The sequence below is a fragment of the Mycobacterium persicum genome (assembly GCF_002086915.1).
Classification (GTDB): domain Bacteria; phylum Actinomycetota; class Actinomycetes; order Mycobacteriales; family Mycobacteriaceae; genus Mycobacterium; species Mycobacterium persicum.
The window spans coordinates 5,258,721-5,283,985 of record NZ_MWQA01000001.1 but is presented as its reverse complement, the minus strand read 5'-3'; the positions used below and the strand labels follow the sequence as shown (position 1 = coordinate 5,283,985).

The 25,265-nt window shown below is 68.3% G+C and carries 5 protein-coding genes (1 of these 5 only partly in view); all 5 read left to right on the top strand.

The features are described 5' to 3' along the window. Tightly spaced (each overlapping or abutting the next), the 5 genes in view from B4U45_RS23965 to B4U45_RS23945 form a layout consistent with a single transcriptional unit that may run on beyond the window. Positions 1-4,140, top strand: partial view of a type I polyketide synthase gene (locus tag B4U45_RS23965; RefSeq protein WP_219859525.1) — the 3' portion only. The gene continues 1,413 nt to the left of window position 1, outside the view; 4,140 of the gene's 5,553 nt are visible here — the last part of the coding sequence; its start codon lies off the left edge, out of view; it ends in the stop codon at positions 4,138-4,140. Further along, complete coding sequence (locus B4U45_RS23960; RefSeq protein WP_219859524.1) at positions 4,137-8,801, top strand: type I polyketide synthase; 4,665 nt, start codon at positions 4,137-4,139, stop codon at positions 8,799-8,801. Before B4U45_RS23965 ends, B4U45_RS23960 begins: the two co-directional genes overlap by 4 nt. Then, positions 8,798-15,367: a type I polyketide synthase gene (locus tag B4U45_RS23955; protein ID WP_075545331.1), complete on the top strand. Its 6,570-nt coding sequence runs from the start codon at positions 8,798-8,800 to the stop codon at positions 15,365-15,367. Before B4U45_RS23960 ends, B4U45_RS23955 begins: the two co-directional genes overlap by 4 nt. Next, positions 15,364-20,841 (top strand): type I polyketide synthase, encoded by a 5,478-nt coding sequence (locus tag B4U45_RS23950; RefSeq protein WP_075545332.1) that lies wholly within the window; start codon positions 15,364-15,366, stop codon positions 20,839-20,841. Before B4U45_RS23955 ends, B4U45_RS23950 begins: the two co-directional genes overlap by 4 nt. Continuing rightward, a complete protein-coding gene (locus B4U45_RS23945) occupies positions 20,838-25,265 on the top strand; it encodes a type I polyketide synthase (protein ID WP_075545333.1) in 4,428 nt (1,475 codons plus the stop codon). The genes B4U45_RS23950 and B4U45_RS23945 overlap by 4 nt, the downstream gene beginning before the upstream one ends.

Sequence of the window (25,265 nt, the reverse complement as noted above, 5' to 3'; positions counted from 1 at the left end):
CCGAACCAGCGCTTCGAAAGCCCCAACCCACACATCCCGTTCGCCGACCTGCGGATGAAAGTTGTTGACACGCTGACGGAATGGCCGGCTACCGGCCATCCGCGGCGTGCTGGTGTGTCGTCATTCGGATTCGGCGGCACCAACGCGCACGTGGTGATCGAACAGGGCCAGGAACTGTCACCGTCACCTGAGCGCGACCCGGATCCGGCGGTGTCGACGCTGGTGGTGGCGGGTAAGACGGCGCAGCGGGTGGCCGCGACGGCAGGGGTGCTGGCCGACTGGATGGAGGGCCCCGGCGCGGAGGTGCCGTTGGCCGATGTCGCCCATACCGTCAATCATCACCGATCCCGGCAGGCCAAGTTCGGCACCGTGGTCGCGCGTGACCGTACGCAGGCGGTCGCTGGATTGCGTGCGCTGGCCGCCGGTCAGCACGCGATTGGTGTGGTCGGCCCCCAGGAGGGTTCACCGGGGCCGGGCATCGTGTTCGTCTACTCCGGTCGCGGCTGGCAATGGCCCGGCATGGGCCGCCAACTACTGGCTGAGGAGCCCGCTTTCGCCGAGGCCATCGCCGACCTGGAACCGGTGTTCGTCGAACAGGCCGGCTTCTCGCTGCACGACGTGCTCGCCGATGGCAAGGAACTGGTCGGTATCGAACAGATTCAGCTGGGCCTGATCGGCACGCAGCTGGCGCTGACCGCGCTGTGGCGCTCCTACGGTGTGCAACCCGACGCGGTGATCGGCCACTCGATGGGCGAGGTGGCCGCCGCCGTGGTCGCCGGAGCGCTGACACCTGCCGAGGGCTTGTGGGTGACCGCGACGAGGTCGCGCCTGATGGCGCCGTTGTCCGGGCAGGGCGGCATGGCCCTGCTCGAACTCGACGCCGCCGAGACCACATCACTCATCGCCGACTACCCGCACGTGACCCTGGGGATATACAACTCGCCGCGTCAGACCGTGATCGCCGGTCCCACCGGGCAGATCGACGAATTGATCAACCGGGTGCGCGCCCGGGATCGGTTCGCCAGCCGCGTCAATATCGAAGTGGCCCCACACAATCCGGCCATGGATGCGCTGCAACCCCAGATGCGTTCGGAACTAGCCGATTTGAGCCCGCGGACGCCGACGATTCCGGTCATCTCCACCACCTACGAAGACGTCGACACCTGCCCAGTGTTCGATGCCGAGCACTGGGCCACCAACATGCGCAACCCGGTGCATTTCCAGCAGGCCATCGCACGGGCCGGCGGCAACCACCACACCTTCATCGAGATCAGCGCACACCCGCTGCTGACTCAGGCGGTCATCGACACGCTGCGCAGCGCCCAGCACGGAACCCGATACACCAGCATCGGCACCCTGCAACGTGACAGCGACGACACCATCACCTTCCGCACCAACCTCAACACCGTGCACACCGACCACCCGCCGCACACGCCACACCCGCCCGAGCCGCACCCGCCCATCCCGACCACTCCCTGGCAGCACCACCGCCACTGGATCACCACCAAACGCTCGACCCACGTGGCCGCTGCGGCCCCCGCGGCGGGCACCCTGCTCGGCCAACACATTTCGGTCCTGTCGAGTCCGCCGTCTCACCTCTGGCAAGCCAGGCTGGCGCCGGATGCCAAGCCGTACCGGGGCCGGTATCGATTCCACGGGGTCGAACTCGTGCCAGCCTCTGTTGTGCTGCACACCATGGTCTGCGCCGCAACCGAATTGGGCTATGGCGCGCTGACCGACATCCGATTCGAGCAACCCGTTTTCGCCGACCAGCCGCGACTGATCCAAGTGGTCGCCAACAACCTATCGATCAGCCTGGCCTCGATTCCGGCTGCCGAAGGGTCGTCGAACCGGTGGACACGGCATGCGACGGCGCGACTTTTGTCGTCACCGGCGGGTTCGGCCCTTCCCGGCTACGGATACCACCGTCAGAATGTTCACCGCGACGAGATTCCCGACGTTGCAGCGTTGTTCGCCGCCCATGGCGTCGACGGTCTGCCCTTCACCTGGTCGGTGGATTCATGGACACCGGAAGCCGCCGGGCTCACCGTCGGGATCGAGCTTCCTGAGGCACTGCCCGAGGGCTCGAGCGCACCGCTACTGGACGCCGCAGTGCACGTCGGAGCGCTGGCCGACGACACCGACCCGCGGCTCTACGTGCCGGCCGCGATCGAGCAGATGTGGTTCGGCGACTCTGTCGGGGCACCGCGCGCCTCGGTGAGGCTCACCCGAACCGCCCGCGACGGTGACGGGATCACCGTCGATGTCGACATCACCGCCCCGGGCGGCGCAGCCAGCATGTCGATGCGCTCACTGCGCTACCGGGCGCTGGACTTCGGCGACGGGCAACCGGCCGCCGAGAGCACCGACGCCCGCAGCTTCGTGCACACGATCGACTGGCAACCACGCGCCGATGTCGTTGACGCGCAAGCCCACCCGGCGGCCGGTCGGGTGACCGGGCCACAGCCTATCGCGGTGATCGGTGATGACGGTGCCCCGCTGCGGACACATCTCGAGAACGCCGGATACCCGCCCGCAGCGGTGTCGGATGCCCGGTACCTGCTGTACGTCGCGGACTCCCAGCCGGCAACCGCCGACGAGACCGACGTCGACTTCTCCGTCCGGGTAACCGCCGAAATCGGCTCTCTGGTAAAGACTTTGGTGACACGAGATGCCGACAAGCCGGCCGCGCTGTGGATCGTCACCCGCGGAGTCCACGAATCGGCGGCCCCGTCGGCGCTGCGCCAGAGCTTCCTGTGGGGGCTTGCGGGCGTCATCGCCGCCGAACATCCCCAGCGGTGGGGCGGGCTGGTCGACCTCGCGGCCGACGCCGACGTGGACGAATCCGCGCCGATACTCATCGATCTGCTTGCGGCACCGAGCAAGTCGATCCTGGTGTCACGAGACGGCGTGGTACTGGCCCCCGCCCTGGCCCCGGTGCGGGGCACGCCGGTGCGCCCGTCTTTGCAGTGCCGGCCCGATGCGGCCTACCTCATCACCGGTGGGATGGGAGCGCTGGGTCTGCTGATGGCCGATTGGCTCGCCGACCGCGGCGCGCGTCGCCTGGTGCTGACCGGTCGTACCCCATTGCCACCACGGCGAGACTGGGAACTCGACACCCTCGACCCTGGACTGCGAACGAAGATCAACGCCATCCGTGCGCTGGAAATGCGGGGCGTGGCGGTGGAAGCCGTCGCCGTCGACGTCGGATGCCGCAATGACGTGCAGGCCCTGCTGGCCAAGCGCGATCGGGACGGAGCCGCGCCGATCCGCGGGATCATCCACGCCGCGGGTGTCACCAACGATCAACTGGTGACGCAGCTGACCGACGATGCGGTGCGACAAGTGATGTGGCCCAAGGTCGCCGGCAGCCAGGTGCTGCACGAGGCGTTCCCGCCCGGCAGCGTGGACTTCCTCTTCCTGACGGCTTCGGCGGCCGGCATTTTCGGCATCCCGGGACAGGGTTCGTACGCGGCCGCCAACTCTTATCTGGATGCGTTGGCACGGGCCCGCCGCCAGCAGGGCTGCCACACCATGAGTCTGGACTGGGTTGCCTGGCGGGGGCTTGGTTTCGCCGCCGACGCGCAGATCGTCAGCGACGAGCTACAGCGCATGGGTTCGCGGGATATCACGCCGTCGGAGGCGTTCACCGCGTGGGAATATGTCGACGGCTACGACGTCGCGCAAGCCGTCGTGGTGCCGGTGCCCTCACCGGCCGCCGGGCCCGCGTCGATCGGTGCAGCCGCGTACCTGAAGCCGGCGCAGGACTGGTCGCAGATGTCGGCCGCCGAGGTGCGCACCGAGCTCGAGAAGGGACTGCGCGGCATCATCGCCGCCGAGCTGCGGTTGCAGGAGACAGAACTAGACACCGACCGACCGTTCGCCGAACTGGGGCTCAACTCGTTGATGGCGATGGCGATTCGGCGCGAAGCCGAGCAATTCGTCGGGATAGAGCTTTCGGCGACCATGCTGTTCAATCATCCGACGGTGGCATTGCTGGCCCAGTACCTCACCAAACTCGTCGCACCACAGCAGGATTCGACTGCCGACGAGATGGCCGCGTTGTCCGCCTCGGCGGGAAGCGTGTTGGACAGCCTGTTCGACCGGATCGAATCGACCTCGACCGAGGGCGAAAGGTGATACGCACCGCCTTTAGCCGGATCTCCGGTATGAGCGCAGAGCAACGCGCCACGCTGGCCGAGGAGTTCACCAAGATCTCCCGGATCGCGGTGGCCGAGCCCGTCGCGGTGGTGGGGATCGGCTGCCGGTTTCCCGGCGGCGCCACCGATCCGGACAGCTTCTGGGACTTGCTGGTTGACGCGCGCAACGCAATCTCGCGGGTGCCGGCCGACCGGTGGGACGCCGACGCGTTCTACGACCCCGACCCGTTGACACCGGGCCGGATGACCACCAAGTGGGGCGGATTCGTGCCCGACGTCGCCGGCTTCGACGCCGAGTTTTTCGGCATCACCCCGCGCGAAGCCGCCGCGATGGACCCGCAGCAGCGGATGCTGCTCGAGGTGTCCTGGGAGGCCCTCGAACATGCCGGCATTCCGCCGGATTCGCTGGCCGGCAGCCGGACCGGCGTCATGATGGGCGTGTACTTCAACGAATACCAGTCCATGCTGGCAGCCAGCCCGGAAAACGTGGACGCCTACAGCGGCACCGGAAACGCACACAGCATCACGGTGGGCCGGATCTCGTACCTGTTGGGGCTACGCGGTCCCGCAGTGGCGGTGGACACCGCGTGTTCGTCGTCGTTGGTGGCGGTACACCTGGCCTGTCAAAGCCTGCGGCTGCGGGAAACGGACTTGGCGCTGGCCGGCGGCGTCAGCATCACCCTTCGCCCGGAGACGCAAATCGCGATATCGGCCTGGGGATTGCTGTCCCCACAGGGCCGGTGCGCCACCTTCGACGCGGCGGCCGACGGGTTCGTGCGCGGCGAGGGCGCCGGCGTGGTGGTGCTCAAGCGGTTGACCGACGCGGTGCGCGACGGCGACCGGGTGCTGGCGGTGGTCCGCGGCTCGGCGGTCAACCAGGACGGCCGCTCCAACGGGGTCACTGCGCCGAATACAGCGGCCCAGTGCGACGTGATCGCCGATGCGTTGCGATCTGGTGACGTCGCACCCGAAAGCGTGCACTATGTCGAAGCCCATGGAACCGGCACGGTGCTGGGCGATCCGATCGAGTTCGAGGCGCTGGCGTCGACATATGGCCGGGGCGAGGGTTCGTGCGCGCTGGGGGCGGTGAAGACCAATATCGGGCATCTGGAGGCGGCGGCCGGGATCGCGGGGTTCATCAAGGCCGCGTTGGCGGTGCAGCACGCCACGATCCCACCGAATCTGCATTTCTCGCAATGGAATCCAGCCATCGATGTCGCGCCGACGAGGTTCTTCGTTCCCACCGAGAACACCGCGTGGCCGGCCACGGCGGGTCAGGTCGGGCCGCGGCGCGCGGCGGTGTCGTCATTCGGACTGGGCGGGACCAACGCGCACATCATCATCGAGCAGGGTCCCGAACAGGTTCCGGTATCGGGTCGCGGCACTGAAACCGGCACGGAAACCGACGCCGATACCAGCACCGAGGTGTCGACGCTGCTGGTGACCGGCAAGACGCCGCAGCGGGTGGCCGTCACGGCGGCCGTGCTGGCCGACTGGATGGACGGCCCGGGCGCCGCGGTGGCGCTGACCGACGTGGCCCACACGCTGAATCACCACCGGGCCCGGCACGCCAAGTACGGCATCGTGGTCGCCCGCGAACGCGCCCAGGCGGTGGCCGGGTTGCGTGCCCTGGCGGCCGGGCAGCACGCCACCGGCGTGGTCGGCCCCCGGGACGGCTCGCCCGGGCCGGGCACGGTGTTCGTCTACTCCGGCCGCGGATCGCAATGGGCCGGGATGGGTCGCCGATTGCTCGCCGACGAGCCCGCTTTCGCCGCCGCGGTCGCCGAATTGGAGCCGGTTTTCGTCGCGCAGGCCGGCTTCTCGCTGCACGACGTGCTCGCCAATGGCAAGGAACTGGTCGGCATCGAGCAGATCCAGCTGGGCCTCATCGGCATGCAGCTGACATTGACCCAGCTGTGGCGCTCCTACGGGGTGCAACCCGACCTGGTGATCGGCCACTCCATGGGCGAGGTGGCCGCTGCCGTGGTCGCCGGAGCCCTCACCCCCGCCGAGGGATTGCGGGTCACCGCCACCCGTTCGCGGCTGATGGCCCCGCTGTCCGGGCAGGGTGGCATGGCCCTGCTCGGCCTCGACGCCGCGCAGACCGAAGCGCTCATCGCCGACTACCCGCAGGTGACTCTGGGGATCTACAACTCCCCGCGCCAAACCGTGATCGCCGGGCCCACCGCTCAGATCGACGAGCTGATCACCCGGGTGCGGGCCCAGAACCGCTTCGCCGGCCGGGTGAATATCGAAGTGGCCCCGCACAATCCGGCCATGGATGCGCTGCAGCCCCGGATGCGTTCGGAACTGGCCGATCTCACCCCGCGGACACCAACCATTCCGATCATCTCCACCACTTACGAAAACCCGCCTACCCAACCGGTTTTCGACGCCGAGCACTGGGCCACCAATATGCGCAACCCGGTGCGCTTCCAGCAAGCCATCACGCATGCCTTCGACGGCCCGGACGGCCCCCACCACACCTTCATCGAGATCAGCGCACACCCGCTGCTGACCCAGGCCATCACCGACACGCTGCAAGCCGCACACCCGGACGGCAGCGGGGGCACCTTCGCGACTATCGGGACGCTGCAACGCGATACCGATGACACCGTCACGTTCCGCGGCAACCTCTACACCGCCCTGGACCACCCACCGCAGACCCCGCACCCGCCGGAGCCGCGCCCCGCCATCCCCCCCACCCCGTGGCAACACACCCGCCACTGGATCAGCGCCGCGGCGGGCGCCGAACGTCCGACTCCCACCAAGGTCGTGGCGCCCGGAGAAGTGCACTCCGGAAACCGCCCGCTCGACGATTGGTGCTACGAACTGGCCTGGCCGGCCTGCCCGGCGCCGCAGGTCGACCGGTCAAGCGCCGCGCGCTGGCTGGTGGCAGCCGATGACGAATTGTGCACCGAGCTGCGCCGGGTCGCGGGTGCGGATTGCCGGGTCGAGCTCCTGCCGTTGACCGCGTTCGCCGGCGACGGTGACCTGCGCGCGCTGCTGGAGGCCCTGCCCGCGCTGGACCATGTGCTCTACGCGCCGCCGGTCTCCGCCGACCCCCTGGACGTGGGACATGCCTACCGGGTATTCCACGCGACCCGGCGGCTGGCTGCCGCGATGAGGGCCAGCAACTCGCCGGCGAAGTTGTTCGTCATCACCCGTAATGCCCAGCCCGTCGCGGAGGGTGATCGGGCCAACCCCGCGCATGGGGCGCTGTGGGGGCTGGGTCGGTCGCTGGCCCTGGAGCATCCCGAAATCTGGGGCGGGCTCATCGATCTCGACCACTCCACGCCGGCAGCACTGGCGGTGCGGCAGGGGCTGGCCGCGGTCCGGGGCGCCGACGCGGAGGATCATGAAGATCAGGTCGTGTACCGGCTGGGCGCCCGCCGCGTGCCTCGGCTGCAGCGGCGGCCGGTGCCCACCGACGCGGTCACCCTCAGTTCTGACACCAGCCAACTGGTGATCGGGGCTACCGGCAACATCGGGCCGCACCTGATCCGCCAATTGGCCCAGATGGGCGCCACCACCGTCGTCGCGGTATCACGCAACCCCGGTGACCGGCTGCACGCACTGGCCGAAAGCCTTGCCGCAGTTGGCAAGAACCTCGTCACGGTGGCCGCGGATGTGACCGACGAAGGCGCCATGACGGCGCTGTTCGACCGGTTCGGCGCCGACTTGCCGCCGCTGGAGGGCATCTACCTGGCCGCCTTCGCCGGCCGGCCGGTCTTGCTCAGCGAGATGACCGACGATGACGTCACGTCCATGTTCGCGCCCAAGCTGGACGCCGCAGCCCTGTTGCACCGGCTGTCGGTGACGACGCCGGCGCGCTATTTCGTGCTGTTCTCCTCGATCTCGGGCCTAACCGGTTCGCGGTGGTTGGCGCACTACACGGCGACCAGCGGTTACTTGGACGCCCTGGCGTACGCGCGCCGGGTTATGGGCCTGCCGGCCACCGTCGTCGACTGGGGTTTGTGGAAATCCCTTGCCGATGCGGAGCATCAGGCCAACCAGGTGAGTGTGGGATCGGGGCTGCTGCCCATGGACGACGAAGTCGCCATCGGGGCGCTGCCGCTGGTGATGAACCCGGCGGCCGGGGTGCGCACTGCCGTGGTGGCCGCGGATTGGCCGCTGCTGGCGGCGGCATACCGCACCCGGGGATCACTGCGTATCGTCGACGACCTGTTGCCGGCGCCGGAAGATGTCACGTTGCCGGAAAGCGAATTCCGCCAAGCCTTGCGCAAATGTCACCCGGAGCGCCGACAGGACATGCTGTTCGACCACGTCGGCGCATTGGCCGCCGCGGTGATGGGAATGCCCGCCACCCAGACGCTGGACCCCTCGGCGGGCTTCTTCCAACTCGGCATGGACTCGCTGATGAGCGTCACTCTGCAACGGTCGCTGTCGGAAAGCCTCGGCGAGTTCCTGCCCGCATCGGTGGTTTTCGACTACCCGACGGTGTACAGCCTTACCGACTATCTGGCCACCATCCTGCCCGAGCTCATCGAAGCAACGGAGGCGACCGGAGCGGCAACAGCAGCGGTCACAGCCGGCCAGCCGGACCCCGACACCTACGAGGACTTCACCGAAGACGAACTCCTGGAACAGCTTTCCGAACGACTAAGGGGAACGCGATGACCGCCGCGACACCGGATCGCCGAGCGATCATTACCGAGGCGCTGCACAAAATCGACGACCTGACGGCGCGCCTGGAACGTGCCGAAAAGTCCAGCACCGAGCCCGTCGCGGTGGTGGGCATGGGATGCCGGTTCCCGGGCGGGGTGAACAACCCCGAACAGTTCTGGGAGTTGTTGTGCGACGGCCGAAGCGGCATCGTCCGGGTTCCCGCCGAGCGGTGGGATGCCGACGCCTTCTACACCGACGACCACACCGTGCCGGGGACCATTTGCAGCCGTGACGGCGGATTCCTCACCGACTGGCAGCCCGACGAATTCGACGCGGAGTTCTTCTCGATCTCGCCCCGCGAAGCCGCGGCCATGGACCCCCAGCAGCGGTTGCTGATCGAAGTCGCCTGGGAAGCGTTGGAGAACGCCGGCGTGCCCCCGCATTTGATCCGCGGCACCCAAACCTCGGTATTCGTCGGCGTCACCGCCTACGACTACATGCTGACTTTGGCCGGCCAGCTGCGCCCCGAAGAGCTCGACGCCTACATCCCGACCGGGAACTCGGCGAACTTCGCCGCCGGACGGCTGGCCTACATCCTGGGTGCTCGCGGTCCCGCGGTGGTCATCGACACCGCCTGCTCGTCGTCGTTGGTGGCGGTGCACCTGGCCTGTCAGAGCCTGCGTTCGCGGGAAAGCGACATGGCGCTGGTCGGTGGGACCAACCTGTTGCTCAGCCCCGGACCGAGCATCGCGTGCTCGCGCTGGGGGATGCTGTCGCCGGAAGGTCAGTGCAAGACCTTCGATGCGTCCGCCGACGGATACGTCCGCGGCGAGGGCGCCGCGGTGGTGGTGCTCAAGCGGTTGGACGACGCGGTGCGCGACGGCGACCGCATCCTTGCGGTGGTGCGCGGTTCGGCCGTCAACCAGGACGGCGCCAGCAGCGGGGTGACCGTCCCCAACGGGCCCGCCCAACAAGCGCTGCTACGCACCGCACTGACGTCGTCCAAATTAGCGGCTGCCGACATCGATTACATCGAAGCCCACGGAACGGGTACGCCCTTGGGCGACCCAATCGAACTCGACTCGCTGAGCAAGGTTTTCGGCGAGCGAGAGAGTTCCCCTCCGTTGGTGATCGGCTCGGTGAAGACCAACCTCGGTCACCTGGAAGCCGCGGCGGGTGTCGCCGGATTCATGAAAGCCGTACTCGCCGTGGGCAACGGCTACATTCCGCGGCACCTCAACTTCCGGCAGTTGACACCGCATGCGAGTGAGGCCGCGGCCCGGCTGACCATCGCGGCCGACGGCATGGCATGGCCAGCAACCGGCCGGCCGCGGCGCGCGGGCATCTCGTCGTTCGGCGTCAGCGGGACGAACGCGCATGTGGTGATCGAGCAGCCGCCCGCCCCGGCGGCCGGTGCGCCGCGCGACCCGGCTCCGGCGGTATCGACCCTGGTGGTGTCGGGCAAGACGACGCAGCGGGTGGCCGCGACGGCATCGGTGCTGGCCGATTGGCTGGATGGCCCGGGCGCCGGAGTGTCGCTGGCCGACGCCGCGCACACCCTCAACCATCACCGGCCCCGGCACGCCAAGTTCGCCACGGTGGCCGCCGTGGATCGGGGCCAGGCGGTGGCGGGGTTGCGGGCGCTGGCCGCGGGTCAATCCGCCCCGGGCGTGGTGGCTCCTCGGGAGGGCGCGGTGGGGCCGGGCACGGTGTTCGTCTACTCCGGACGTGGGTCCCAGTGGGCCGGAATGGGCCGCCAGCTGCTGGCCGACGAACCGTCATTCGCTGCCGCCGTCGCCGCACTGGAGCCGGATTTCGTTGCACAGGCCGGGTTTTCGCTTCAGGAGGTAATCGCCGGCGGCAAGGAGCTGGTCGGCATCGAGCAGATCCAGCTCGGGGTGATCGGCATGCAGCTGGCGCTCACCGCGCTGTGGCGCTCCTACGGGGTGCAACCCGACCTGGTGATCGGCCACTCCATGGGCGAGGTGGCCGCCGCGGTGGTCGCCGGTGCGCTCACGCCGGCGCAGGGCCTGCGGGTCACCGCCACCCGGTCGCGGCTGATGGCGCCGCTGTCCGGGCAGGGCACGATGGCGCTGCTGGAACTCGACGCCGCCGAAACCGAAGCCCTCATCGCCGACTATCCGCAGGTGAGCCTCGGGATCTACGCCTCACCACGCCAAACCGTGATCGCCGGACCGCCGCAGCAGATCGACGCTCTCATCGAGACGGTGCGCCAACGGGGCGGCTTTGCCACCCGGGTCAACATCGAGGTGGCCCCGCACAACCCGGCCATGGAAGCGTTGCAGCCCCACATGCGTTCGGAACTGGCCGATCTCACCCCGCGGCCGCCGACCATGCCGATCATCTCCACCACCTACGCCGACCTCGACAGCCAACCGGTCTTCGACGCCGAGCACTGGGCCACCAACATGCGCAACCCGGTGCGTTTCCACCAGGCCATCGCGCACGCCTTCGACGGCCCGCGCGGCCCCCACCACACCTTCATCGAGATCAGCGCACACCCGTTGCTGACCCACTCGATCAGCGACACCCTCGCGAGCACGCATCACGACGCCGAGTATCTGAGCATCGGCACGCTGCAACGCGACACCCACGACACCCTGACGTTTCAGACCAACCTCAACACCACGCACACCGCGCGCCCGCCGCACACCCCGCACCCGCCCGAACCACACCCCGTGCTGCCCACCACCCCGTGGCAGCACACCCGCCACTGGATCAGCGCCACTTCGCACTCTGGGTCCGCATTACACCGGGCAGGCATCCACCCGCTGCTCGGCGTCGGTGTCACCGACCCCACCAACGGCACCCGGATTTGGGAAAGCGAGCTCGCCCCGGACCTGCTGTGGCTCGGCGATCACGTCATCGACGATCTCTGCGTGCTGCCCGGGGCGGCGTACGCCGAGGTCGCGCTGGCCGCCGCGACAGCGGCCTTCCCGGTCGAGCACGACGGGCCCGAGCAGCCCTGGATGATCGGCGAGCTCGACCTCCACCAGATGCTGCACGTGACCGAAGGCACCGTGCTGGTCACCACGCTCACCGGCGACGAACAACGATGCCGGATCGAAATACGCTCTCGCAGTGGGTCTTCGGACTGGACCACCCATGCCACCGCCACCGTTGCCCGCGTCCAGTCAGCCGCGCTGTCGAACGGCGAGGCACCAGCTGCGGCGGTCGGCGACACGGCGGACGAACTCGACCCCGAGGAGCTGTACCAGCTGCTGCGCGGCGCCGGCCAACAACACGGACCGGCATTTCAAGGCATCGTCGGACTCGCCGTCGAGCAATCCGGCGCGGCCCGCGCCGACGTGCGGCTACCCTCGTCGGCCAGGCCGGGTTCCCGCGACTTCTCGCTGCATCCGGTCATGATGGACATCGCGTTGCAGACGCTCGGCGCCACCCGGATGGCCACCGACCTGGCCGGCGGGCGAACCGCCCGGAAATCCCTGGTGGTGCCGGTACGTTACGCGGGCGTACACGTATACGGCGACGTCACCCGCGGCGTCCGCGCCGTCGGCACCCTCGCCGCACGCGAGGGTTCGGAGCGGCTGGTCGGCGAAGTCGTCCTGACCGATCCGGATGGCCGGCCGCTGCTGGTCATCGACGAGGTCGAAATGGCCGTCCTCGGATCCGGCGGCGGCGCAACCGAACTCACCCAACGCCTGTTCACGGTGGAGTGGGAGCCGGCGCCGCTCACCAAGGCGGACCCGACATCCGCGGGCCCGGACCGGCTGTTGTTGATCGGCGACCCTGCCGCGGGCGATCCGCTGCTGCCCGCGTTGCGGTCGTCGCTGTCCGACCGTACCGAGGTGGAACAGGTCTCGCCGCACGACGAAGCGGCGCTGCGCGCGGCGATCACCCGGTCCGGCTCCGGGTGGGACGGCATCGTCATGGTCTGTCCGCCCCGCAGCGTCGACGAATCGTTGCCCGACGACGCTCAGCTGGAGCTGGCGCGGGCGCGCACCCTGCTGATCGCGCGTGTGGTGGAGACCGTGACACGGATGGGCACCCGTAAGAGCCCGCGGCTGTGGATCGTCACCCGCGGCGCCCAGCAGTTCGATCCCACCGACTCGGTCACGTTGGCGCAGACCGAGTTACGTGGAATCGCCCGGGTGTTGACGTTCGAGCATTCCGAACTCAAGACCACCCTCGTCGACATCGAACCCGAAGGCACCGGCTCACTGGCTGACCTGACCGCGGAGCTGCTCGCCGGGTCCGAGCACGACGAGGTCGCCTACCGCGACGGACAGCGCTACGTCAACCGGCTGGTGCCCGCGCCCACCACCGCGAAGGGTGAGCTGGCCGCCGAGTCCCGCCGCACCGTCGTGAACCTCGACGGCACAGGGCCTTTGGGCGGAGCCGTCCGGCTGCAGATCGACCAGCCCGGCCGGCTGGACGCGCTCACGGTCCACGAGGTGAAACGGCCCAGGCCGCAGGGCGATCAGGTCGAGGTCCGGGTGGTCGCCGCGGGACTCAACTTCAGCGACGTGCTCAAGGCGATGGGCGTGTATCCGGGGCTCGACGGCGCCGCGCCGGTGATCGGTGGCGAATGCGTCGGCTACGTGACCGCCGTCGGCGACGACGTAAGGTCCGGGGAGGCCTCGGTCGAGATCGGGCAGCGCGTCATCGCCTTCGGTCCCGGCACATTCGGCACCCACGTGGGCACGCTTGCCGATCTGGTCGTCCCCATCCCCGACACGCTGCCCGACAACGAGGCGGCCACGTTCGGCGTCGCATATCTGACCGCCTGGCATTCACTGTGCGAGGTCGGGCGGCTGGCCCCGGGCGAACGTGTGCTCATCCACTCCGCCACCGGCGGCGTCGGCATGGCGGCGGTCTCGATCGCGAAGATGATCGGCGCCCGCATCTACACCACAGCCGGCTCGGACGCCAAACGCGACATGCTGTCTCAGCTCGGCGTCGAGTACGTCGGCGACTCACGCACCGTGGATTTCGCCGACGAGATCCTCGAGCTCACCAACGGCTACGGGGTCGATGTTGTTCTCAATTCGCTTGCTGGAGAAGCAATCCAGCGTGGCGTGCAGATCCTGGCGCCCGGTGGTCGATTCATCGAGCTGGGCAAGAAGGACGTCTACGCCGACGCCAACCTGGGGCTCGCCGCGCTGGCCAAAAGCGCGTCCTTCTGCGTGGTAGACCTCGACCTTAACCTGAAGCTGCAACCGGCGAAGTACCGCCAGCTGCTGCAACACATCCTGGAGCACGTGGCAGCCGGCAGCCTGCCGGTGCTGCCCGTCACCGAATTCAGCCTGCGCGACGCGGCCGACGCATTCCGGCTGATGGCCTCCGGTAAGCACACCGGCAAAATCGTCATCTCGATACCGGACAGCGGCAGCATCGAAGCGGCCGCGTCGCCGCCTCCGCTTCCATTGGTCAGCCCCGACGGCGGCTACCTGATCGTCGGCGGCATGGGCGGTCTCGGCTTCGTCGTCGCCCGCTGGCTGGTCGAGCAGGGCGCGGGATTGGTTGTGCTGAACGGACGTTCGGCTCCCGGTGACGACGTCGAGGCGGCCATCGCGGAGCTGCGCGCCGCGGGTCACCGGATCGAGGTGGTCACCGGTGACATCGCCGAACCCGGCACCGCTGACCGGCTGGTGCAAGCCGTCGAAGCGGCCGGTTTCCGGCTGGCCGGTGTCCTGCACAGCGCGATGGTGCTGGCCGACGAAATCGTGTTGAACATGACCGATTCGGCTGCCGCGCGGGTTTTCGCTCCGAAGGTCGCCGGCAGCTGGCGGCTGCACCAGGCAACGGCGTCGCGGGACGTGGACTGGTGGCTCACCTTCTCCTCGGCCGCCGCGCTGCTCGGCACACCCGGGCAGGGCGCCTATGCCGCCGCGAACTCCTGGGTCGACGGCCTGGTCGCGTACCGCCGATCCCGCGGACTGCCCGCGATCGGAATCAACTGGGGCCCATGGGCCGAGGTCGGTCGCGCACAGTTCTTCGCCGATCTGGGCGTGTCGATGATCACCGCCGAGCAGGGCCTGGCCGCGATGCAGGCGGTGCTCGCCGCCGATCGGGCGCGCACCGGTGTGTTCAGCCTGGACGCCCGGCAGTGGTTCCAATCCTTCCCCGCCGTGGCCGGGTCGTCGTTGTTCGCAAAGTTGCAGGAGTCGACGGCGCCCCAGCGAAGCGGCGGCGGCAAGGTCCGGGCGCAGCTGGACGCCCTGGACGCGGCCGAACGGCCGGGCTACCTGGCGTCGGCGATCGCCGACGAGATCCGCGGGGTGCTGCGCTCGAGCGATCCGATCGACCACGACCGGCCGTTGGAGACGCTGGGGCTCGATTCGCTGATGGCCCTGGAATTGCGAAACCGGCTGGAAGCAAGTCTGGGCATCACCTTGCCGGTCGCCCTGGTGTGGGCCTACCCGACGATCACCGATCTGGCGGCCGCACTGTGCGAACGCATGGACTATGCGCCGCCGGCCGCTGCGCAACACACGGCGGACGCGGAACCCGAACTGTCTGACGAGGAGATGGATTTGCTCGCCGATCTGGTCGAAGCCAGCGAGCTGGAAGCCGCCGCACGAGGTGAGTCATGACGAGCCTGGCAGAACGCGCGGCGCAACTGTCGCCCAACGCCCGGGCCGCCCTGGCGCGCGAGTTGGTGCGCGCCGGGACGGCCTTCCCCACCGACATCGCAGAGCCGATCGCGGTGGTGGGCGTCGGATGCCGTTTCCCGGGGAATGTGACCGGACCGGAAAGCTTTTGGCAACTGCTTCTCGACGGTGTGGACACCATCGGCGAGGTGCCGCCGGATCGCTGGGATGCCGACGCGTTCTACGATCCCGACCCGTCGGCGTCCGGGCGAATGACGACGAAGTGGGGCGGTTTCGTTTCCGACGTCGACGCTTTCGACGCCGACTTCTTCGGCATCACGCCCCGCGAAGCGGTGGCGATGGACCCGCAGCATCGGATGCTGCTCGAGGTTGCCTGGGAAGCGCTCGAACACGCCGGTATCCAGCCGGATTCCTTGAGCGGCAGCCGAACCGGCGTGATGATGGGGCTGTCGTCGTGGGACTACACGATCGTCAACATCGAACGCAGAGCCGACATCGACGCCTACCTGAGCACCGGTACCCCGCATTGCGCGGCCGTCGGCCGGATCTCCTACCTGCTGGGATTGCGCGGTCCGGCCGTCGCCGTGGACACCGCGTGCTCGTCGTCACTGGTGGCGATCCACCTGGCCTGTCAAAGCCTGCGGCTGCGCGAAACCGACGTCGCACTGGCCGGCGGGGTGCAGCTCACGTTGTCGCCGTTCACCGCGATCGCGCTGTCCAAGTGGTCGGCGCTGTCGCCGACCGGTCGCTGCAACAGCTTCGACGCCAACGCCGACGGATTCGTGCGCGGCGAGGGCTGCGGTGTGGTGGTGCTCAAACGGTTGGCCGACGCGCTGCGCGACCGGGACCGGGTGCTGGCGGTGGTCCGAGGTTCGGCAACCAACTCCGACGGCCGCTCCAACGGCATGACCGCACCCAACGCGCTGGCCCAGCGCGACGTGATCGCCTCGGCGCTGCGGCTCGCCGATGTCACCGCCGACAGCGTCCAGTATGTCGAAACACACGGCACCGGAACAATATTGGGCGATCCCATCGAGTTCGAGTCGCTGGCGACCACGTATGGCCTTGGTGGTAAAGGCCAGAGCGAGAGCGCGTGCGCGCTGGGCTCGGTCAAGACCAACATCGGTCACCTGGAGGCCGCCGCCGGGGTGGCCGGATTCATCAAGGCGGTGCTGGCGGTCGAGCGCGGCCAGATTCCGCGCAATCTGCACTTCACCCGGTGGAACCCCGCCATCGACGCGTCGGCGACGCGGCTGTTCGTGCCTACCGAAACCGCCCCGTGGCCCGCGGCATCCGGACCTCGCCGAGCCGCGGTGTCGTCGTTCGGGCTCAGCGGGACCAACGCGCACGTGGTGCTCGAACAAGGCCCGGACCAGGCGCCACCGGCGGCCGTCGAAGCATCCCCTGTCACCACCGTGACGGTGTCGGGTAAGACGGCGCAACGCGTGGCCGCCACGGCCGCGGCGTTGGCCGACTGGATGTCCGGCCCGGGCGCGGCGGCATCGCTTGCCGACGTGGCGCACACCATCAACCATCACCGGCCCCGGCACGCCAAGGTCGCCACCGTGATCGCGCGTGACCGCGCGGAGGCGATCGCAGGCTTGCGGGCGCTGGCGGCCGGACAGCCGCGGGTCGGTGTGGTGGGTTGTGATCAGCGTGCTGGCGGACCGGGCCGGGTATTCGTGTACTCGGGTCAGGGCTCGCAGTGGGCCGGGATGGGCCGGCAGTTGCTGGCCGACGAACCGGCGTTCGCCAAGGCGGTAGCCGAGCTGGAGCCGGTATTCGTTGCCCAGGTTGGCTTTTCGTTACAGCAGACACTTTCCGCGGGCGACGAGGTGGTCGGCATCGACCGCATTCAGCCGGTGCTGGTCGGGATGCAGCTGGCGCTGACCGAGTTGTGGCGGTCCTACGGCGTGACACCCGATGCGGTGATCGGGCATTCGATGGGTGAGGTGGCCGCGGCGGTCGTGGCCGGCGCATTGACACCCGAGCAGGGCATGAAGGTGATCGCCACCCGGTCGCGGTTGATGGCCCGGCTGTCGGGTCAGGGCGCGATGGCGCTGCTCGAACTCGATGCCGATGCCGCCGAGTCGCTGATCGCCGACTATCCGCAGGTGACGCTGGCGGTGTATGCATCGCCGCGTCAGTCGGTGATCGCCGGGCCGCCCGAGGCGGTGGACTCGATCATCGCCGCGGTTGCCGCACAGAATCGGCTGGCGCGACGCGTCGAGGTCGACGTGGCCTCCCATCACCCGATCATTGACCCGATCCTTCCCGAATTGCGAAGTGCGCTGCAGGATTTGACTCCGCAGCCGCCGCGCATCCCGATCATCACGACCACTCGCCCAATCGACGAATACTCACACCCGGTGATGGATGCCGACTATTGGTCGGCCAACTTGCGCAACCCGGTGCGATTCCACCAGGCTGTCGCCGCGGCGGCCGACCGTCACGGCTGTCATGCCTTCATCGAGATGAGTCCGCACCCGGTGCTCATCCACGCCATCACCGAAACCCTGGAGAGCGCCGGCGACCAGATCGTCACGGGGGCGATGAACCGCGACCACGACCAAACGCTGTTCTTCCACACCCAACTCGCCACCGTCGGGGCGACCACCCCGGACGACGCCAACGGACGTCTCGTGGACGCACCGCCCACACCGTGGCAGCACAGCAGGTTCTGGGTCACGGATCGGTCCGCGATGTCGGAACTGGCCGCCAGCCATCCATTGCTCGGCGCCCACATCCAGATGCCCAGCGGCGGAAACCACGTCTGGCAGGCCGATGTCGGCACCGACGTATCCCCGTGGTTGGCCGACCACAAGGTGTTCGGCCAACCGATCATGCCGGCCGCGGCGTTCGCCGAGATCGCGTTGGCCGCGGGCGCCGAAGCGCTGGGCGTATCCGCTGAGTCGATCGGCATGACCCAGTTCGAGGTCGAGCAGATGCTCCCGCTCGATGACCACACCCAGCTGACGACCCAGTTGATTCGCAATGGGGACAGCCAGATTCGGGTCGAAATCTATTCCCGCTCGCCCAACGGCGACTTCCGCCGGCACGCCACGGCCAGGGTCGAACAAGCACCGCCCGACGTCGCGCGCACCCGTCCCGAGGCGCATCGTGCTGCCACCGCGGCAACCGTGTCGCCCGCCGATTTCTATGCCCTGCTCCGCCAGACCGGTCAACACCACGGTCCCGCCTTCGCCGCGCTGAGCCGAATCTCGCGTTTGTCCGACGGTTCCGCCGAAACCGAGATCACCCTTCCCGACGAGGCTCCGCGGCACCCCGGATACCGGCTTCATCCGGCCATGCTGGATGCGGCCCTGCAAAGCCTGGGTGCCGCAATACCCGACGGCGAAGTCGCGGGATCCGCCGAAGCGAGCTATCTGCCGGTGTCCTTCGACAAGATTCGGGTCTACCGTGACATCGGCCGCCACCTCACCTGTCGAGCCCAGCTGTCCAACCTCGACGGCGGCGCCGGCAAGCTGGGCAACGTCGTCCTGATCGACGACACCGGGCAGGTAGCGGCCGAAATCGGCGGCATCTACCTGCGACGGGTTGAGCGCCGGGCGGTGCCACTGCCGTTGTCGCAGAAGATCTTCGATGCCGAGTGGATCGAAAGCCCGATCACGGTCGAGGCCGGTCCAGCGGCGGGATGCGAGGCCGCACCCGGCAGTTGGCTGGTGCTCACCGATGTGACCGCGGATAGCCAAACCCGGCTGATGGCCGACCAGTTCATCGAACGGTGGCGTTCGGTGCGGCGGGTGCTCACCGCCGATCTCGGCGACGAACCGGCGGTGCTGGCCGCATTCGCGGAAACGGCGGGCGATCCGGACCACCCGCCCGTCGGCCTGGTTGTCTTCGCCGGCGGCGCCTCGACCGGATTGGACGACGGACTGGTCGCGGCGCGAGACCGGGTGTGGTCGATCACGACCGTGGTTCGCGCGGTCGTGGGCACCTGGCACGGCCGCTCACCGCGGCTGTGGTTGGTCACCGGCGGCGGACTGCCCGTTCACGACGACGACCCGGGAGCCCCCGCAACGGCATCCTTGAAGGGTCTGGTCCGGGCACTGGCCTTCGAGCATCCCGACATGCGCGCCACCCTGGTCGACCTGGACGACATGCCAGACCCGCTCGCCAAGCTGACCGCGGAACTACGGGACTCGGGCACTGACGACGTGATCGCGTGGCGGGGTGACCGCAGGTTCGTCGAACGCCTGTCGCGCGCCACCCTCGATGCACAAGCGGGTCATCCGGTGGTCCGCCCCGGAGCCTCCTACGTCGTCACCGGTGGTCTCGGCGGGCTCGGGTTGGTGGTCGCGAAATGGCTGGTGGACCGCGGCGCCGGCCGGGTGGTGCTCAATGGCCGCAGCGAACCCACCGACGACCAGCGCCAGGTGTTGGCCGCACTGGAAGCCCGCGCCGAGATCGTGGTCGTCCGCGGCGACGTCGCGGCGCCGGGAGTGGCCGAACGTCTCATCGAGGCCGCAGGACAAGCAGGGGCTGAATTGCGCGGTGTGGTGCACGCCGCCGCGGTCATCGAAGACAGCCTGGTGTTCTCCATGAGCAGGGACACCCTCGAGCGGGTATGGGCACCCAAGGCGGCCGGAGCACTGCGGATGCACCACGCCACCGAGGGCTGTCAGCTCGACTGGTGGCTCGGATTCTCTTCCGTCGCTTCACTATTGGGCTCTCCCGGCCAGGCGGCGTACGCCTGCGCCAGTGCCTGGCTGGACGCGCTGGTCACCTGGCGCCGAGCGTCCGGGCTGCCAGCGGCGGTGATCAACTGGGGGCCGTGGTCGGAGGTGGGCGTGGCGCAAGCCCTGGTCGGCAGCGTCCTGGACACCATCACCCCGGCCGAGGGCATCGAGGCCCTGGATTCGCTGCTGGCCGCCGGCCGGGCCCGCACCGGTGTCGCTAGGCTGCGCGCCGACCGGGCGCTGATCGCCTTCCCGGAGATCCGCGGCATCAGCTACTTCACCCGGGTGGTCGACGAGTTGGACTCGGCGGGCGATCTCGGCGACTGGGCCGGACCCGACGCGCTTGCCGACCTGGACGCGGCCGAGGCGCAGCGGGTCGTGACCGAGCGGATGCGTGCGCGGATCGCTGCGGTGATGGGCTACGCTGACCGGTCAGCTGTCGATCCCGCCGTACCGCTGACAGAGCTGGGGCTTGACTCTCTGATGGCGGTGCGGATCCGCAACGGCGCGCGGGCCGACTTCGGCGTGGAACCGCCGGTGGCACTGATCTTGCAGGGGGCGTCCCTGCATGACCTGACCGTCGACCTGATGCGCCAACTCGGGCTCTCGGGCCCCGACCAGACGCTGGAAAACCAAAAAAGCATGGCCACCGTTCGCGACCGCGCGCAGCAACGCGCGGCAGCGCGACATGGAGCCGCGGCACGGCGGCGGCCAACACCCCCCAAACCTCAAGTACACGGAGGACAAGACTTGTGAGCACACCCGACAACGCCATCGCGGTCGTCGGCATGGCCGGCAGATTCCCGGGCGCGAACGATCTGTCGACCTTTTGGAGCAATCTTCGGCGCGGCAAGGAGTCGATCGTCACCCTGTCGGAACAGGAACTGCGCGACGCGGGCGTCAGCGACAAGACGCTGGCCGACCCGGCATACGTGCGTCGCGCGCCGCTACTGGACGGGATAGACGAATTCGACGCTGACTTCTTCGGATTCCCCCCGCTGGCCGCGCAGGTGCTCGACCCGCAACACCGGCTGTTCCTGCAATGCGCGTGGCATGCGCTCGAGGACGCCGGCTGTGACCCCGCCCAGTTCGACGGCTCGATCGGCGTGTACGGGACCAGCTCTCCCAGCGGCTATCTGCTGCACAACCTGCTGTCGCATCGAGACCCGAACGCCGTGCTGGCCGAGGGACTCAACTTCGACCAGTTCAGCCTGTTCCTGCAGAACGACAAGGATTTCCTGGCGACGCGGATATCTCATGCGTTCAACTTGCGCGGCCCGAGCATCGCGGTCCAAACCGCCTGCTCGTCCTCGCTGGTCGCGGTGCACCTGGCCTGCCTGAGCCTGCTGTCCGGCGAGTGCGACATGGCACTGGCCGGCGGGTCATCGTTGTGCATCCCGCACCGCGTCGGTTACTGGAACTCGCCGGGATCGATGGTATCGGCGGTCGGCCATTGCCGGCCCTTCGACGTGCGCGCCGACGGCACCGTCTTCGGCAGCGGTGTGGCGATGGTGGCGCTCAAGCCGTTGCAGGCGGCCATCGATGCCGGCGACCGCATTCACGCCGTCATCCGCGGATCGGCGATCAACAACGACGGATCGGCGAAAATGGGCTACGCGGCCCCCAATCCGGCCGCCCAGGCAGACGTCATCGCCGAAGCCCACGCGGTGGCGGGCGTCGATTCCTCGACCGTCAGCTATGTCGAGTGCCACGGCACCGGCACCCCGCTGGGTGACCCCATCGAAATCCAAGGGCTGCGAACGGCATTCGAGTTCTCCGAAACGCCCCGCCCGGGCCCGTGCGTGCTCGGCTCGGTCAAGTCCAACATCGGCCACCTGGAAGTCGCCGCCGGAATCGCGGGTCTGATCAAGACGATCCTGTGCCTGAAGCACAAAGCAATCCCCGCAACATTGCACTACACCAGCCCGAACCCCGAGCTGCGGCTCGACCAAAGTCCGTTCGTCGTGCAAAGCAAGTACGGCCCGTGGGAATGGGACGGCGTGCTTCGCGCCGGGGTGAGCTCGTTCGGGGTCGGCGGCACCAATGCGCACGTCGTTTTGGAGCAGGCACCCGCGGTTCCGGCCCACACCGCAACCACCGGACCTCAGGTGCTGCTGCTGTCCGCGAAAACTACTGCCGCGCTGCGGGAGTCGCGCAACGCCCTGGCCAGCGCGCTGGAACGGCCGGAGTGCCCGGACGTATCCGACGTGGCCTACACCCTCACTCGGCGCCGCAAGCACAACATCACCATGGCCGCCGTAGTCCACGACCGCGAACACGCCGTCAAGGTGTTGCGGGCGGCCGAGCACGACAACGTCTTCGTCGGCGACTCCGGCACCGGCGGTGCCGCTGAAACAACCACGTCGCCGGCGTCGGACCGGGTCGTTTTCCTCTTCCCCGGGCAGGGCGCACAGCACGTCGGCATGGCGAAGGGGCTCTACGACACCGAGCCCGTTTTCGCCGAATACTTCGACACCTGCGCCGCCGGATTCCGCGACGAGATGGGCGTCGATCTGCATGCCGAGGTGTTCAGCGGGACCGCAACGGATCTGGAGCGCATCGACCGATCGCAACCGGCGCTGTTCACGGTGGAGTACGCGCTCGCCAAGCTGGTCGACAGCTACGGGGTGCGTGCCGGCGCCTACATCGGCTACAGCACCGGCGAATACATCGCGGCCACTCTGGCCGGGGTATTCGACCTAGACACGGCGATCAAAACCGTCGCGCTACGGGCTCGCCTGATGCATGAGTCCCCGCCCGGCGCCATGGTCGCGGTGGCGGTGGGCCCCGACGAGGTCGCGCAGTACCTCTCACCAGGGGTGGAGCTCTCCGCAGTCAACGATCCCGGCAACTGCGTGGTCGCCGGCCCGAAGGGCGCGATTCGCGAGTTCACCCAACGTCTCAACGAGGCCGGGATACCCGTTCGCCGGGTCCGCGCCGGGCACGCGTTTCACACCAGCGCGATGGATCCGATGTTGGATGAATTCCAGGCATACCTGTCCCGGCAGCAGCTCAGTGCTCCGCGCACGCCGTTGCTGAGTAACCTCACCGGAACGTGGTTGACCGAGCAGCAGGTCACCGATCCGGCCACCTGGGCACGCCAGATCAGTTCCGCGATCAGGTTCGCCGACGAACTCGACGTGGTGCTGGCAGATCCGGGTCGAGTCCTCGTCGAGGTCGGTCCCGGCGGGAGCCTCACCGGTTCGGCGATCCGGCATCCGAAGTGGTCGGCCACGCATCGTGCTGTCCGGCTCATGCGTCACCCGATTCAAAACGCCGACGACCGCGACACCTTCCTGCGCGCCCTGGGTGAGCTGTGGTCCGCCGGAATCGAGGTTGACTGGACGCCGCGGCGTGCGGCCCAGCCGCAGCTGGTTTCCCTGCCCGGTTATCCGTTTGCCCGCCAACGGCATTGGGTGGAACCCAAGCACATGGTCTGGTCGCAGGTTCCCGCCGGGAGCAACGGCTCGCCGGTGGGTGCGGGGACTGGCGCGGGCACCGCCGAAGTGGCGCAGAACGGAGAATCCCAGACCGAGACCACGTTGCGTCGAATCTGGGAGCAGTGCATGGGTGTCAGCTCCATCGATCGAAACGCCAATTTCTTTGACATGGGCGGCGATTCCCTGATGGCCATCAGCATCGCGATGTCCGCCGCCAATGAGGGCCTGAGCATTACACCGCAGGACCTGTACGAATACCCGACCCTGGCCGCGCTGACGGCTGCCGTCGATGCCTCGTTCGCGGCGAGCGGTTTGGCCAAAGCCCCGGTGACTGACGCACATCCGGCGGTTCCACCGAATATCGCGTACTTCCTCGACCGGGGACTGCGCGACACCGGTCACTGGCGCGTCCCGATGATCCTGCGCCTCGACCCCAAAATCGGCTCGGAGGATGTCCGGGCAGTGCTGACCGCGGTGGCCAACCACCACGACGCATTGCGGCTGCAGCTCGTCGACAATGCCGGAATGTGGGAGCAACACATCGCACCATCGGCGGAGTTCACTCGGCTTTCGACGGTGTCACTTCCTGATGACGTGGCCGCCGGCAGCCCGGAGGAACGAGCTGCGGTGTCGAAGATTCTGGCCGAATTGCCCTCAGATCAAGGTGATTCGGATGTGCCGCTGGCAGCAGTGCATATCACCGGTGCGCACGGCGGTCCGCACTACCTGGGGCTGGCCGTGCACGAGACGGTCAACGACGATGTATCGCGTCAAATCCTGGGACGCGACATCGTCACCGCGTTCGAGCAGCGGTTGGCGGGCGAGGAGATCACGCTGGAGCCGGTCACCACCGGGTGGCGGGATTGGTCGGTTCGCTGCGCGGCCCTCGCGACGCATCCCGCAGCCCTCGACACTCGCTCCTACTGGATCGAAAACTCAACCAAGGCAACCTTGTGGCTGGCTGACCAAGACATCACGCAACCGCCCAGCACCGAGGATCTGACCAAGTTCTCAACTACGCTGAGCGTCGAGCAGACATTCGAGCTCGATGATGCTCGGCGCCGGTTCCGGCGGTCGATCCAGGAGATCGTGCTGGCCGCGCTCGGCCGAACGATAGGCAAGACGGTCGGTGACGGTGTGGTGGCCGTCGAACTCGAGGGCGAGGGGCGCTCGGTGCTACGGCCGGACATCGACCTGCGCCGGACCGTCGGCTGGTTCACGACGTACTACCCGATTGCGCTGGCCTGCGCGAGCGGACCGGGCACGTCGGCGATTCAACAGCTGGACGCCGTTCACAACACCGTTAAATCCGTTCCGCACTATGGGATTGGCTACGGGCTGCTGCGGTATCTGTATGCGCCGACCGGACGCATGCTCGGTGCGCAGCGCACCCCCGACATCCACTTCCGGTATGCGGGCGTCATTCCCGAGCTGCCGAGCACCGATGCACCGGTACAGTTCGACTCCGACATGACGATGCCCGTGCGCGAGACGATCCCTGGGTTGGGCCATGCGATCGAGCTCCGGGCGTATCGCTCCGGTGGCTCATTGCATCTCGATTGGTGGTATGACACCCGTCGTATCCCCGCAGCAACGGTGGAAACGCTGGCACGGAGCTTCCCGGCCACACTGAGCGGATTGATCCAGGAGGCCATCGCGGCCGAGCATGACGAGATCGAAACGATTGGGGCACCCGAAGCGGGTGCCCTGGTGGACTTGTCCAGCCTGGATGCGGGCTGA